This window comes from Pseudomonas sp. NPDC090233 (genome assembly GCF_044772285.1).
Taxonomy (GTDB): Bacteria; Pseudomonadota; Gammaproteobacteria; order Pseudomonadales; family Pseudomonadaceae; genus Aquipseudomonas.
The window spans coordinates 1-14,520 of the sequence record NZ_JBIVYQ010000007.1 but is presented as its reverse complement, the minus strand read 5'-3'; the positions used below and the strand labels follow the sequence as shown (position 1 = coordinate 14,520).

Genomic DNA, 14,520 nt, shown 5'->3' with positions numbered 1-14,520 from the left:
CTTAGCGCAGGCTGATGGTGGTGTTCACACCGTCATTGACGCTGTCGTCATCGAACCAGCGAGCGGTGACGGTCTTGGTCTGAGTGTAGAACTGCACCACCTGCTTGCCGTATGGGCCGAGGTCGCCGAGCTTGGAGCCACGCGAACCGGTAAAGCTGAAGAATGGCACCGGCACCGGAATCGGGATGTTGATACCGACCTGGCCGATGTCGATTTCGCTCTGGAACTTGCGCGCCGCCGCGCCACTCTGGGTGAACAGACCGGTGCCGTTGCCGAACGGGTTGGCATTGACCAGGGCGATGGCCTCGTCGAGGGTGTCGACTTCCAGGGTCACAAGCACCGGGCCGAAGATTTCCTGGGTGTACACCTGCATGTCGGTCTTCACCCCGGAGAACAGAGTCGGGCCGACAAAATTGCCCTGCTCGTAGCCCGGCACCTTCACGTCGCGGCCATCCAGCTCCAGCTTGGCGCCTTCCTTGATACCGCTCTCGATCAGCCCCAGCACGCGCTCCTTGGCACGCTTGGAAACCACCGGGCCGACATCGGTGCCCGGCTCGCTGCCGGCATTCACCTTCAGTTTGCTCGCCGCTTCCTTGATATCCGGCAGCCACTCGCGCGCCTTGCCCACCAGCACCGCCACCGAGGTGGCCATGCAACGCTGGCCGGCAGCGCCGAATGCGGCACCGACCAGGGCGTTGATGGTCTGGGTGCGGTTGGCATCGGGCAGCACCACAGCGTGGTTCTTCGCGCCCATCATCGACTGCACGCGCTTGCCGTGCTGGCTGCCCAGGTTGTACACGTGGGTGCCGACTTCGGTGGAGCCGACGAAGGAAATCGCCTTGATGTCCTTGTGCGTGCAAATGGCGTCCACTACCTGCTTGCCGCCGTGCACCACGTTGAGCACGCCGGCCGGCACGCCGGCTTCCAGCGCCAGCTCGACCAGCATCATGGTCGACAGCGGGTCCTGCTCGGACGGCTTGAGCACGAAGGTGTTGCCGCAAACGATGGCCATCGGGAACATCCACAGCGGGATCATCGCCGGGAAGTTGAACGGGGTGATGCCGGCGCACACGCCGATCGGCTGGCGCAGGGTGTAGGTGTCTACGCCACCGGCGACGTTTTCGGCAAACTCGCCCATCTGCAGGGTGCCGATGGAGGCGGCATGCTCGACCACTTCCAGGCCGCGGAAGATGTCGCCTTCGGCATCGGCGATGGTCTTGCCCTGCTCGGCGCTGAGGGTCACGGCGATGCGTTTGCTGTGTTCGCGGATCAGCGCCTGCAGCTTGAGCATGATGCGCATGCGGGCGCCGATCGGGGTGTCGCGCCAGGTCTTGAAGGCGCGCTCGGCGGCGGCCACGGCGGCATCCACTTCTTCAACGGTGGCGAACGGGACCCGCGCCAGCACCGCTTGGGTGGCCGGGTTGACGATGTCACGCCATTCGGTGGTTTTCGATTCGACCCACTGGCCGTCGATCAGCAGCTTGACCTGCTCGACCTTGGTCTGGCCGGGGGATTGGGGTGCGTTCATCTGCGTTCTCCTTGGAATTATTGTCAGGACGAGATCGCCAGCGCCGTGCAAACGCGAGGTGGCGTCAGGGGGCTTTTTTCGAGTATAGATGTGCAAACATCCAACAAGAACGCACAAAAAAACCGGATCAACATGCAAAAAGACCTGACCTCCCTCAGTGCGCTGAACTGGGACGATTTGAAGTTCTTCCTCGAAGTGGCGCGCACCCGCAAGGCCAGCAGCGCGGCCAAACGCCTGAGCGTCGACTACACCACGGTGTCGCGGCGCATCACCTCGCTGGAAGGCGCGCTGGGCACCTTGCTGTTCGAAAAATCACGCACCAATGGCTTTGTGCTGACTGCCGAAGGTCAGCGTTTGCTGGGGTATGCGGAGTCGATCGAAAGCACGCTGCACATGGCCTGCGAGCAGGTGTCCGGGTCAGGCGTGGCATTGTCGGGGCATGTGCGCATGGGCTGCACTGAAGGCTTCGGCAGCTTCTTCGTCACCCCACAGTTGAGCCATTTCGTCGATGCCTACCCGGCGATCTCGGTGGACATCCTGCCGCTGCCGCACTTCATCAGCCTGTCCAAGCGCGAGGCGGATATCGTCATCGCCCTGGAGCGACCGGAGCATGGGCCTTACGTGTGCTGCAAACTGTGCGACTACCGCCTGCGGCTGTATGCGACCCAGGATTACCTGGACAGCCATGCGCCCATTCAGCAGGTCAGCGACCTGGTGGGGCATCCGTTCATCAGCTATGTGGATGACCTGGCGTTCAGCTCGGAGCTGCTGTATCTGGCCAACCTGATCCCCAATGCCAGCGCGCACCTGCGCAGCACCAGTGTGATTGCCCAGTACACGGCGGCGTTGCAAGGGCGTGGGTTGGCGATCCTGCCGTGTTTTCTGGCGGCGCAGGATGCGCGGTTGGTGACGGTGTTGCCTGAGCAGATCGAAGTGACGCGGCAGTTTTGGATGTATTGCCGGGAGGATTTAAGGAAGTTGAAGCGGATTACCCTGTTGTGGGATTACATACGCGGGGTGACCGAGGCGAATGCGCCGTTGTTGATGGGTGAAACCCGTGAGATGCAGTTCGCGAAAGCGTAAGGCTCGCACCTCCCCTGTAGGAGCGGCTTCAGCCGCGATCACCGGCAACGCCGGTGCCATCCACCGCATCGCTTGCTTCGCGGCTAAAGCCGCCCCCACTGGGGTTGTGTGCTGTCAGTAGGACGCCACCACAATCGACACCCGCCGGTTCTCGGTGCGCCCCGCGCTGGTGCGGTTATCCGCTACCGGCTGGGTGCTGCCCAAGCCTCGGGTGTTGATGTTCTGCGCCGGCATGCCCACGCCGATCAGCGCCTTGGCCACACTCTGCGCCCGGCGTTCTGACAGCTGCTGGTTGTACGCCGCCTTGCCCGAGGCATCGGCATGGCCATCGACCCGCACGCCTTGAATGCCCACGCCCAGCAGGGCCTTGCCAATACGCTCGACAATCGCCTGGCTCGCGCCGTTGAGGCTGTCCAGGTCACTACCGAACAACACCTTGCCCGATAGGTCGAACGCCCAGCCCTCGTCAGTGGGGGCAAAGCCTTCGCGCTTGAGCACGGCGACTTGCTCGGCCGTCAGCCCTTTCTGCGGGGTGCTCTGGCAGCCGGTCAGCGCCAGCATGGCCAGCAACAAGGCGACGAAGGGAAAACGCAAACGGTGTATCACGGTTCAGCTCCTGTTCTTGAGTTCGGCGGCGGACCGTTCCGTCTGCGCCGCTTGCCACTGGCCACGGCGCTTGCGCTTGGCCTGGTACATCGCCGCGTCTGCGGCATTGAGAAGGCTGGCGGAGTCGTCGCCATCCTCCGGGTAAAACGCGATGCCGACACTCAGCGAGGTGCTGATGCTGTCGCCACTGTCCAGCTGCATCGGCTGGTGCATGCTGGCGATGATCTTCTCGGCAATACGCTCGGCGTCTTCGCGTGATTGCAGCGGTGTCAGCAGCACGGCGAACTCATCGCCGCCCAGGCGCGCCACCAGGTCGTGTTCGCGCAGCTGCGCGCGCACACGGTCGGCCACGTTGATCAGCACTTCGTCACCCACGGCGTGGCCGAGGCTGTCATTGATCTGCTTGAAGTGGTCGCTGTCGAGGAACAACAGCGCCATGTGGTCCTGCTGCCGGGCGGCATTGCGCAGGCTGCGGCTGAGCCGGCCCTCGAAGAAGGCACGGTTGGGCAGGCCGGTGAGGCTGTCGTGGCTGGCCTGATGCGCCAGGGTGGCATTCTCGCTTTGCAGGTGGCTGTGCCAGACCTCCAGTTCATCGAGCAAGGCATTGAAGTCATTGCCCAGCTCGTTGAGTTCGGCAATCGGGGCTTCCGGCACGCGGCGGTCGAAACTGCGCTCGCGGCGGGCGCCGTGGGCGACGCTGGCCAGGGCTCGCAGCGGGCGGACGATATCGCCGAGCAAGCGCCGCGACAGGTACAGGGCGATAAACGCGCTGAGAGCCGTACACAACAGAATGCCGCCGAGGCCGCTGAGCAGGAACAGCAACAGGCTGCGCCCCTGGCCCGTCAGCTCGATGTGCCCGACATTCTGCTGCTGATGCATGATAGGCAGGTGGATCGGTTCACCCTGCAAGGCCGTTGCCACCTGCGCTTCCAGCTGCCCGAGCATGCCGTCAGCGTTGCGCCGCCAGTGCGCCAGCAGCTCACCGTCGTTATTGAACACCTTGGCATCGGCCACTTCCTCGGACCGTGCGATCAGCTCCAACGCCTCGTTGGCTGCAGCACTGTCATCGAACACCACGGCGGCTTCAACGGTGTAATTGATCGAGCGGGCAATCAGGTGCAGGTTGTGATCGGCGTAAACGCGCAGGGCGAGTACGCCCAGTACGGTCAGTGAGATCCCGGCCAGGCCGACAGCCAGCAGGGCCACACTGAGGTGGCCACGGCCCAGTACCGAGCGCAGCGTCGGGCGAGCATGTTTTTTGCCAATGGGCTTCATGGCTGCACCGCCCGGCGCCGCGACAACTGCAGCACGCTGGGGTGGATGCGCACGCCGGAACGGGCGACGGAGTCGAGGTTGACCTCGAAAGCCACCTGCTGGTCACTGACCCGCAGGCAGAACAAGCTGCCGACCGTGCAGGGGTCGTCGGCTTCGCTGATGCTCAAGACCGGGTGGCCGCTGACCGCCTGGAACAACCGATCACGCTGCCCGTGGTCGAGCTTGCCGATATACACCGCATCGCAGGCTTGGGCTACCTCGCGGTCATCGGCAAGCAGGCGGCGCACCTGCAGCGGTTGGCCGGAGTTCTGCAGATTGCCCTTGATCAGGTCGTCGGCGTATTCGGTGGGGCCTACCAGGCACAGGCGCAGCGGCACCGGGTCGGCTGGCCAGCGGGCGTAGCTGAGAATACCCAGCACCACCTGAGTCACTGCCTTGGCCCGCTGCTGGGCCTGCACGGAAGTGGCCGAATCATCCGCCCGGGCAGGGCCGGCCATTAGCAACAGCACGGCCAGCAACAGCGAATGCACACAGCCCGTCATTCGTTTCCCGGCCACTGTCATGTGGGAAATCTCTTAAAGTCCCTTCAGATATTGGCGCAACGATAGCACAACGCCGCCAATCCAGTCGGGCTATACCTGCTCGAGCATCAGCCCGGAGATCCGCCGCACCTTGCGCGCCACGGCCTCCTCGAAAATGCCCTGACGTGGCTCGATCAGGCTGAAGCAGTGCTTGGCCCGGGTAATGCCGGTGTACACCAGTTCCTTGGTCAGTACCGGGTTGAGCGCATCCGGCAACACCAGCGCAGTGTGGCTGAACTCCGAACCCTGGGATTTGTGAACGGTCATGGCGAACACCGTTTCCACTTCGTTGAGGCGGCTGGGCAGGACGAAGCGTACCCCGCCGCTGCCGTCGTTACGTGGGAAGGCTACACGCAGCAACGGCTCACCCTGTTCATCCGGCAAGCGCAGGGCAATGCCGATGTCGCCGTTCATCAGGCCGAGCCCGTAGTCGTTACGCGTTACAAGCACGGGGCGGCCCTCGTACCAAGGCTGCTGGCTGTCGATCAGCCCGGCACTGTGCAGCACGCGCGCCACCCGCTCGTTCAGCCCTTCGACACCCCAGGCGCCCTTGCGCACCGCGCACAGCAACTGAAAGTCTTCGAAACTGCGTAGCACCTTGCCGGCCCACTGCTCCCAGCATGGGTCGTCAAAGGCGCTACCCAGTGCGGGACGGAAGCGGCCGATCGCGCGCAGGTAGCTGCGATAGCCTTGTGGGCCTTCTGCACCGCGGTTGAGGCCATCGAGTATCAGGCGGTCGAACGCTCGGTCGTGCTCACCGCGCAGCGCCAGGCCGAACACATCCGCTGGCGGCATCGTCAACAGGTCGCGTGCCGCCTGGGCTTGCTGGCGATTGACCAGGCGGGCCAACTGGCCAATGCCGCTGCCTTCGCCAAAGCGCCGGGAGAACCGCAGCATCACCACTTGCTGGGCCAAGGGGTTGCGTTGCGCGTCGCCAGCCTTGAGGCCGCTGTCGGCCAACGACTGGCCGCCGATCTGCTCCAGCCAGGCTTGCGTCGCGGGCGAGTAGCAGCCCTCTTCGGCATCCCGGCACAGGTCACCGAGCACCGCGCCCGCCTCGACCGAGGCCAACTGGTCCTTGTCGCCCAGTAAAATCAGCCGCGCTTTGGGTGGCAGGGCATTGAGCAGGTTGGCCATCATTTCCAGGTCGATCATCGACGCTTCATCGACCACCAGCACATCCAGCGGCAGTGGGTTGCCGGCATGGTGGCGGAAGTGCCGCGAGCCTGGGCGGCTGCCGAGCAAGCGGTGCACGGTGCTGACGTCGGTGGGAATCTGCCCGCGCACAGTGTCGCTCACCTGCAAGCGCTCGACCTGCTGGCCGATGGATTCGGTCAGGCGCGCGGCGGCCTTGCCGGTCGGAGCCGCGAGGCGAATGCGCAGCGGCCTGCCCTGCTCCACCGCAGGTGCCTGAAGCAAGGCCAGCAGGCGCACGACCGTGGTGGTCTTGCCGGTACCCGGGCCGCCGGTGATGATGCTGAAGCCTGCGCGGGTGGCCAGGGCGCAGGCCAGTTTCTGCCAGTCCACCTGGCCGGCCAGGGCGCCTTCATCGAAAAGCTGAGCCAGGCGCGCCGGCAAGTCTGCCGGGGCCGCGTCAGCCTGGCTGAGGCGATGGCGCAGGGTTTCGTCGATCTGCCGCTCATAGCTCCAGTAGCGGCGCAGGTACAGGCGCTCGGCGCTGATGACCAGCGGTCGCGCGTGCTGGCCGGGGGTGTTGCCAGCGGCCACCAAGGGGCTCGCGGCAATCCGTTGGCGCCAGGTGTGCAGGTCGAGGCCGGCGAGTAATTGCGAAGGCAGCAGCAAGGGGCCGGCCAACGCATCGCCTTCAGGTGGCAGCGACAGGGCGAAGTCCGGCTCGGCGATGGTCTGCTGCAAGTCGAGACAGACATGCCCGTGGCCTAGCTGATGGCTGGCCAACGCGGCGGCCAGCAGTAACAGAGGGTCACTACCGGGAGCGCGCTCTTCGAGGAAGGACACGAACGCTCGGTCGAGGGCGCGCAGCCAACCACGTTCGACCCAACGGTCGAGCAGTTGCAGCAGGTCTGCACTGTTGCGTTGGGGGGCCAGCGCCAACAGGTGCTCGGCGTTCAGCGGCGTGGGCAAGAGGTCATCGAGGGTACGGCTCATGGCGCAGCTCCGGCAAACAGGTCCTGCTGTTGAGGGGCGTGTACACCCCGGAACAGCGCGTCGAGGGCCTCGATCAGCTCGCGCGGCGGCTTGGCGAAATACACGCCATGGCCACTGCTGTTGGCGCCGCGCAGGAAGATGAACAGGGCACCACCGACATGCAGGTCGTAATCGTAATCGGGCAGCCGCGCGCGCAACTGGCGATGCAGGGCCAGCAGATAGAGCACGTACTGGAGGTCGTAGCGGTGCGCGAGGATCGCCTTCTCCATGGCCAAGGTGTCGTAAGCCTGGATGTCCGGGCCGAGCCAGTTGGACTTATAGTCGGCCACGTAGTAGCGCCCGCCCAACTCGAAGGCCAGGTCGATGAAGCCCTTGAACATGCCGTTGAGCAAGGTCGGCTGAGCGGCCGGGCGCGCTATACCTGGATGGGTGTGGCGGGCTACCAGGCGATCGAGTTGCTCGGCATCGACCTGATGGCTGGCGAACCAGAACTCCATTTCGATCTGGTAGTGCTGCAGTTGCGCCAGTGTCAGGGTCGCATCGTGGGCTGGCAGTGGCTCGCTGAGCAGCTGCTGCAGCCATTGGCTGAGCGTTGGGATCCAGCCGGTCCAGTCGCGGCGGTTGCAGCGCTGGCCCACGGTGCGCTCGATCAGCTTGGGATTGGCGGCGACGTCGGCAAAGCCTTCGCGGCCGGCCCATTCGAGTAGGCCATGAAGAAAGGTGCCGGGATTTGGCCCGCGCGGGAAACGATGAATATCGCCGCCGTCAGCAGGCACTTCACGCAACACTTGCGCGTCCACGACCTCGTCATCCAGCAGCTGCTGTGCCTGGGAGCTGTCGGCCCCCAGCGTCTGCTCACCGACCCGCAAGGCACTGTAGGACGCGATCCACCAATGCTCGGACGCTGCGCGACGTGGCTTGCGAGCAGGCAACAGCTCGTGTTCATCGTGGGGCGTGCGGTAGCGAGTGTCATCGACCTGCGGCACGCCTGGGCAAGCAATGTGGGGGCAGCCCGCCAACAAGTGCTGCAGCCACTCCCCCAGTTGTGCCGAACCCTGCAATGGGAAGCCACCGCCAAGCAGGTAGCCGAGCGCGGAACGGTGCAACTGCGAGCTCTTCTGGTTACCGCGCTTGAGGTCGGCGACACCCAACCAGCAGGCGTGTTGGGCGCGAGTCAGGGCCACATAGAGCAAGCGCAGGTCTTCAGCCAGGCGCTCGTCATCGGCCAGGGCTATTTGCGCCTGGTCGGGGCTCAGGGTCATTTGCGCGTTGCCTTGGCTGTCGTGCCAGGCCAACGGCAGTCGGCTGCTATCCACCGGCTTGTGGGTGCAGATGAACGGCAGGTAGACCAAGGGGTATTCCAGGCCCTTGGACTTGTGGATGGTTACCACTTTGACCAGCTGTTCGTCGCTTTCAAGGCGCAGGATCTGTTCTTCACCGGCCTGGCCGGAATGGGAGAGGTGCTCGGCAAGATGGCGAATGAGTGCCTGCTCGCCATCCAGTTCGCCGGCCGCCTGCTGCAGCAGCTCGGCCAGGTGCAGCAGGTTGGTCAGCACTCGCTCGCCATCGCTGCGCGCAATGAGCGTGCGCGGCAGGTGGAAGTCGTGCAGCAGGTGCCGGAGCATTGGCAACACACCTTGGCGCTGCCAGGTGTCGCGGTAGCGACGAAAACGCATGACCCAGGCTTCCCATACGCGCTCGTCCTGGTTCAACTGGTCGAGCTCGGCCAGCGACAGGTCCAGCGTCAGGCTGGCCAGGGCGGCCTTGAGCAGGCGCTCGGAATCCGGCTCGGCGCAGGCCTTGAGCCAGGCCAGCAGGTCATGCGCCTCTTGAGCGGCGAACACCGAATCCTTGTCGGAGAGGTACACGCTGCGCACATCGCGGGCGGCCAGCTCTGCGCGGACCAACTGTGCCTCGTGACCGTCGCGTACCAGAATGGCGATGTCGGAGGGCAGGCAGGGACGAAGTTCGCCGTCAGCCTGGCGCAAACCGCTGACGCCGCGCTGGGCACCATTTAGCAGGGCAACAATGTGGCTGGCGCAACTGGCTGCCATTTGTTGTCGGTACAAGGTGCTGGAAACGGGTTCATCGCTTTCCAGCTGCCAGCATTGTAGGGCGGCACTGGTTTCGCCGTTGATCTCCAGCTGTTCGCTGCGGCCTTTCGCGCGCACCTCGATGAACGGCAGCGGGTTGTCGTCGGCTTCGCGGAACAGGAAGGCGCCGCGCCCTTGCTCACGCGCTTCTGCCTGCAGGAACACCTGATTGACCGCCGCCACCATCGCTTCGCTGGAACGGTAGTTGGTGTCCAGGCTGTGCAGGCGACCGGTTGTGGCACGTCGGGCGGACAGGTAAGTGTAGATATCGGCGCCACGGAAGGCGTAGATCGCCTGCTTGGGGTCGCCGATCATGAACAGGCCGGTTTGCGCACGGTTTTCGCTGATGCAGTAGATGCGTTCGAAAATGCCGTACTGAACGGGGTCGGTGTCCTGGAATTCGTCGATCAACGCGACCGGGAACTGCTCGCGGATCAGGCTGGCCAGCCGCTCGCCTGCGTCACTGGCCAAGGCATGCTGCAAGCGCAGCAGCATGTCGTCGAAACCCATCTCGGCGCGTCGGCGCTTTTCCACCTCGAAGCGCGCCGAAACCCAGGCGGCGGCGTGTTCGAGCAAACGCGCATCCGGGCTGGCCAGAGCCTGCAACTGTTGCGGCAGGCTCTGCATGGCATGCAGGCCCGGGTGTTCAGGCGGCTCACCGACCTTCCACGCCTCGGCCATGCCATCAGGGGTCAGACGGGTGAAGCCAGTGCCCAGGTCAAGGTCTACCACCTGCTCGTCAGCGGCCCAGGCACGTAGCTTTTCGAACCACGGCTCGAAGTAGCGCGCCTGCAGCTTGCGACCATCCGCCTGCTTGGCTGCCACGGCATCCCGGCAGATCTGCTGCAACTCGTCGGCCCACTGCAGCCAGGGCGCCTTCAACTGGCGCAGCTGGTCGACCCGCTGCTGCAGTGCATCATCGATCAGCGTTTGCGGCTCCTGCTCGTCCTGCTGGGCACGCACGCGACCAAACAGCGGGCGGATCCGCGGCAACAGTGCGTCCGGACTGCCCCAGTGATCGCGCACCCAGGCCAAAGCCTCGCCCTGCATGCCGTAGCAGAAGCGCCGCCAGTAGTCGCGCATGACCTGACCGAGCAGGTCGCTGTGGTCGGTTTCCAGGCTTTGAGTGAACAGGCTGCCGCTGTCGAAGGCGTGCTCGCGCAACATCCGTTGGCACCAGCCATGGATGGTCGACACGGCCGCTTCGTCCATCCATTGCACGGCGACTTCCAGACGGTTCGCGCAGCGCGGCCAAAGGTCCTCAGGGTAGTCGTCACGCAGTTGGTTCAGCAGCGGATCAGCGTCTGGCAATTCGCCGCGGAAGAAACGCGCCGCTTCGGCCAGCCGTGCACGAATGCGCTCACGCAGCTCCTTGGTGGCGGCGTCGGTGAAGGTCACCACGAGTATCTGCGGCGGCAGCAACTCGCGGCCAAAGCCTTGATCGCCACCATGGCCGAGGATCAGGCGCAAATACAGTGCGGAAATGGTGAAGGTCTTGCCGGTGCCGGCGCTGGCCTCGATCAGCTGGCTGCCGTGCAGGGGAAAACTCAATGCCAGGGGACGGACCTGGGTCATGCGCCACTCTCCGGATTGCCCAGGGTCTGCCAGGCTGCACTGAATAACGGGCGGTACAGGGTTTCGCACCAGCCTTCGAAAGTTTCGTCGGCGCTGAGCGCGGCGAAGTCACGGAACTGACGGGCCAAGGCCAGGCTTTCGCTGCGCTCACCAAAGCTGGTGCGGCCGTCGCCCTCGTAGGCACGGGTGGCGGCGGCGAGCGCTTTATCAGGGTCGTCCTGGGCCAGCCAGGCGAACGCGGTCTTGGCGGCTACCGGCAGCGGCGCATTCATGGCGGCCTGGCGCGACACCAGCAGATGGCCCAATTGCTCGGCAGCTTCGTGTTGTTCCAGCGGTGCGAGCAACAAGGTCACATCACTGGCCAGCAGCGCGCTGTGCAGCGGATAGCCTGCGGCGCAAGCGGCGAGGTGCATGACCCAGCTGCTGATGAGGCGGTGCCATTTGAGGCCATTTCGCCCGGCGCTGATGGTGTTTGGCACCGTGGTGATGCTCAGCAGGCTTTGATCATCAGCCTGATACACACGGCCAAGCCAGCCTTCCAGGCGATGGCTGCCGTGCTCGAAATGGATCGGCAGCGCACCATCGACCACTTCCGGCCAGCGTTGCAATAGCTGGCGGTGACGCTGAAGCAGATCGGGCAGCGGCTGGATCAGCTCGGCCTGCAGCAGCTCGCCGAACCCGGCCAGGGGCAGCATGCCGCAAGCCTGCAGGCGGTGCGCCTGGGCCTGCAATGCCTGTTCAGCGTTTTCCGGGTCGGCCAAAGCGGCACCGAGCAACTGTTCGCTGGCGCTGTAGCGCTGCAGTGCGTCGAGGACGAATGGCTCTTCATCCGGGGTCGGGGCTTCGAGCGCCTCGAAGAACACTTTCAGCCGCTGGCTGAAGAAATGCCGTACCGGGTGGCGCAGAAAGTCCTGCAACTGCGTCAGAGTCAGCGCTTCATCGTTGCTGTAAGGAGGCAGAGCGGGTGCGGCCTGTTGATCCTCATCGACTTGCTGGTGCAGCAACTGCCACTCATGGGCATAGCTGAACAGCGCACTGCCCTTCTGGAAGTAGCGGGGGCTGAACGGTTGCAGCGGGTGTTCTTGAGTCAGAGCGTGTAGCAACTGCTCGCCCGCCTGCGGATCATTGCCATCACCGGCCAGCCGCCAGCCGCCGGCGAGGTGATCGCGTAACTGGCCGATGAGCACGGAGGCGGGTCGCTCGCTGTTGTCGCGAATGCTGCGGCCTATCCAGCTGATGTAGAGCTGGTCGCGTGCCGACAGCAACGCTTCGAGCAACAAGTAACGGTCATCCTCACGGCGCGAGCGATCGCCGGGGCGGTAGTCGCTGGCCATCAGGTCGAAATCCAGCGGCTGCTGGGCGCGTGGGTAGTCGCCATCGTTCATGCCCAGCAGGCAGACCACCCGGAACGGGATGGCGCGCATGGGCATGAGCGTGCAGAAGTTCACCGAACCTGCGAGAAAACGCTGGGACAACTTGCCCTGGTCGAGGCCGGACAGCCAGGCCTCGCGGATAACCGTGAGCGGCAGCAGGTCTTGCAGGCCAACGGTCTCGCAGACTTCCAACCAGCTATCGCGCAGCTCCTGCAGCTGCATCAGCAGGTACTCGTCGTGCTCGTCCTCGGCGAGGAAAAATACCTGCAACATTGCATTCAGGCGCTCGCCCCACTGGGCTGCCGTGGCGGGTTGGGACAAGGCCTGGTTGGCTACTTCGAGGGCGTCGAGCAAGGCGACCAGCGGGCCGATCAGTGCCGCATCCAAGCCGCCGATTTCGTCATAGGGTTCGATACCGTCGCAGCCCTCGCCCATGCCGACGGCGTACCCCAGCAGCATGCGCCGCAGGCCGAACCGCCAGCTGTTCTGCTCCAGGCCTTCGGGCAGGCCGAGGGTTGCCCGCTGCTCGGCATTCAGGCCCCAGCGGATACCGGCGCCTTCGATCCAGCGGTGCAGGGTCGGCAGGTCGCTTTCACGGATGCCGAACCGCGCGCGCACCGCTGGAACGTCCAGCAGGTCGAGTACTTCACTGACGGCGAAACGGCTGTCTGGGAGCTTGAGCAGATGTTCCAGGGCAATCAGCAGCGGATCACGCCCTCGCTGGCCCTGGTCGGTCAGGGTGAAGGGGATGTAGCGGGGGTCATTGCGCTGCAATTGGCCGAATACGGCGCGAATATGTGGCGCATAAATGTCGATTGCCGGAAGCATGACAATGACGTCACGCGGGCGCAGGCTCGGGTCGGCACTGAACCGCGCCAACAGCTGGTCATGCAAGATCTCCACTTCACGCTGTGGGCTGTGCGCGATGTGAAAGCGGACGGAACGGTCCTTGGTTGTATCTACCGCCGGCCACAGCTCACGGGTTTCAGCGAGCGGGCGCAGTTCGAGGATATCGTCCTGCAGTTGATTGAGCAGGTTCGTCGGTTCGCTCTCGCTGAACAGGTCAATGCGACCATCGCTGAAGACACCTTGGTAACTGCCGGGGTCGTCGTAGCTGTCGAGCAGATTGATGTAGTCACGGCCTTGCTTGCCCCAGGCCGCCAGCAAGGGGTGAGCATGCTGGTGCAATGACTCGTCGTCCAATTGCAAAGGCATGCCCTGCTTGCGTTGCTGGCGCTTGTACTGGTGGCGCAGCAGGTCCTTGTCGGCAACGATGTCGGCCCAATGATGGCGACAAGGGTTGTGCACGCACAGCAGCACCTGGCTGAAACGGGCGAGACCGGCCAGCGCTTCCAACGCTTGGGCGGGCAAGGAGGAGATGCCGAACACGATCACCCGTGAAGGCAGTCCGGGAGGTGGCTGCTCAAGGCTGTTGATGCGCTCGATGAAGCGTTGATGCACCCCTGCCCGGCTCTGGGCCATGCCCTGCTCGCCGACATCTTCGAGCAATGATCGCCATAACTCGGCTTGCCAGCGATTGCCGGGAGCCAGCGGTTTTCGCTCGCCACGGGCCGTGTTGAGGATGTGCTCACCGGCAGCCCAGTCCTTCAGCCAGTCGGCGCGATAGACCTGATACTGGTCGAACAGGTCAGCCAGGCGTTCAGACAGTTGATAGCGTTTGCGCAGGTCACTGTCATCAGTGAGGAAGCGCCGCAGAGGCTCGAAATGCGGGCGCTCGATCAGCGCTGGCAGCAAACGCATGAGGCGCCAGGTGAGGGGCGCCTTGTCGAGCAGAGAAACCTCGGGAATCTCCTCGCGGCCCAACACTTTTCGGTAAAGCTGCCACATGAAGCTGCCTGGCAACTGCACATCGATGGCAGCGGCAATGCCGCAACCTCCCTGATCATCGTCGAGCGGGTCTTCAGCCAGGGCCAGCTTGAGCCACTGGGCAATGCCATTGCTCTGTACCAGGGCGATCTCGTTTTCCAGCGGTGCCAGCGGATAGCGGCGCATCCAGCTCACCACCAGGCTGCGCAAGTCGTCCAGGCGGTTGCCGTGCACGATCATGAAGCCGGGGTGGAGTGAGGTGGTATTGGCCATTGAGGGTTCTCTAGAAGGCGGCTGCGAACTGATAGGGAACGATATCACGGCTGGCTGCCGTAACCGGGCTAAGTAAAATCCAGAAAAGACAAAACCCCTACCTGCTCGCGCAGATAGGGGTTTTGCGAAATGAATCTTGACGATGACCTACTCTCACATGGGGAAACCCCACACTACCA

The 14,520-nt window shown here is 64.2% G+C and carries 8 protein-coding genes; 1 reads left to right on the top strand and 7 read right to left on the bottom strand.

The features are described 5' to 3' along the window. Position 1 precedes the first annotated feature (1 nt). Positions 2-1,528 carry a CoA-acylating methylmalonate-semialdehyde dehydrogenase gene (locus tag ACIQUF_RS19780; protein ID WP_400804779.1) on the bottom strand — a complete coding sequence of 509 codons (1,527 nt, stop codon included), beginning with the start codon at positions 1,526-1,528 and terminating at the stop codon, positions 2-4. A 132-nt stretch (positions 1,529-1,660) separates the two neighbouring features. Between ACIQUF_RS19780 and ACIQUF_RS19775 the strand changes: the two genes are divergently transcribed. After that, positions 1,661-2,611, top strand: coding sequence for a LysR family transcriptional regulator (locus ACIQUF_RS19775; RefSeq protein WP_403134524.1), 951 nt, complete (start codon positions 1,661-1,663; stop codon positions 2,609-2,611). 114 nt (positions 2,612-2,725) lie between these two features. Here the strand turns inward: ACIQUF_RS19775 and ACIQUF_RS19770 are convergent, their stop codons facing one another. The 6 genes from ACIQUF_RS19770 to recC all read right to left on the bottom strand — a co-directional run bounded on the left by ACIQUF_RS19770 (position 2,726) and on the right by recC (position 14,341). After that, entirely contained in the window at positions 2,726-3,217 is a 492-nt protein-coding gene (locus tag ACIQUF_RS19770) for an OmpA family protein (protein ID WP_403134521.1), read from the bottom strand. A gap of 3 nt (positions 3,218-3,220) precedes the next feature. After that, positions 3,221-4,492: a diguanylate cyclase domain-containing protein gene (locus ACIQUF_RS19765; protein WP_403134518.1), complete on the bottom strand. Its 1,272-nt coding sequence runs from the start codon at positions 4,490-4,492 to the stop codon at positions 3,221-3,223. Further along, the gene (locus ACIQUF_RS19760) at positions 4,489-5,055 is read right to left on the bottom strand and encodes a YfiR family protein (protein ID WP_403134515.1); all 567 of its coding nucleotides are present in this window, start codon (positions 5,053-5,055) and stop codon (positions 4,489-4,491) included. Before ACIQUF_RS19760 ends, ACIQUF_RS19765 begins: the two co-directional genes overlap by 4 nt. A gap of 69 nt (positions 5,056-5,124) precedes the next feature. Next, positions 5,125-7,200: an exodeoxyribonuclease V subunit alpha gene (recD, locus tag ACIQUF_RS19755; RefSeq protein ID WP_403134512.1), complete on the bottom strand. Its 2,076-nt coding sequence runs from the start codon at positions 7,198-7,200 to the stop codon at positions 5,125-5,127. Then, entirely contained in the window at positions 7,197-10,868 is a 3,672-nt protein-coding gene (gene recB, locus ACIQUF_RS19750) for an exodeoxyribonuclease V subunit beta (protein ID WP_403134510.1), read from the bottom strand. The genes recD and recB overlap by 4 nt, the downstream gene beginning before the upstream one ends. Next, positions 10,865-14,341 carry an exodeoxyribonuclease V subunit gamma gene (gene recC, locus ACIQUF_RS19745; protein WP_403134507.1) on the bottom strand — a complete coding sequence of 1,159 codons (3,477 nt, stop codon included), beginning with the start codon at positions 14,339-14,341 and terminating at the stop codon, positions 10,865-10,867. Before recC ends, recB begins: the two co-directional genes overlap by 4 nt. Between the last annotated feature and the right edge of the window lie 179 nt (positions 14,342-14,520).

Coding starts and splice junctions, on each gene's coding strand:
- recC (WP_403134507.1), bottom strand. CDS start 14,341: ATGGCCAATACCACCTCACTCCACCCCGGCTTCATGATCGTGCACGGC.
- ACIQUF_RS19760 (WP_403134515.1), bottom strand. CDS start 5,055: ATGACAGTGGCCGGGAAACGAATGACGGGCTGTGTGCATTCGCTGTTG.
- ACIQUF_RS19780 (WP_400804779.1), bottom strand. CDS start 1,528: ATGAACGCACCCCAATCCCCCGGCCAGACCAAGGTCGAGCAGGTCAAG.
- recD (WP_403134512.1), bottom strand. CDS start 7,200: ATGAGCCGTACCCTCGATGACCTCTTGCCCACGCCGCTGAACGCCGAG.
- ACIQUF_RS19775 (WP_403134524.1), top strand. CDS start 1,661: ATGCAAAAAGACCTGACCTCCCTCAGTGCGCTGAACTGGGACGATTTG.
- ACIQUF_RS19765 (WP_403134518.1), bottom strand. CDS start 4,492: ATGAAGCCCATTGGCAAAAAACATGCTCGCCCGACGCTGCGCTCGGTA.
- recB (WP_403134510.1), bottom strand. CDS start 10,868: ATGACCCAGGTCCGTCCCCTGGCATTGAGTTTTCCCCTGCACGGCAGC.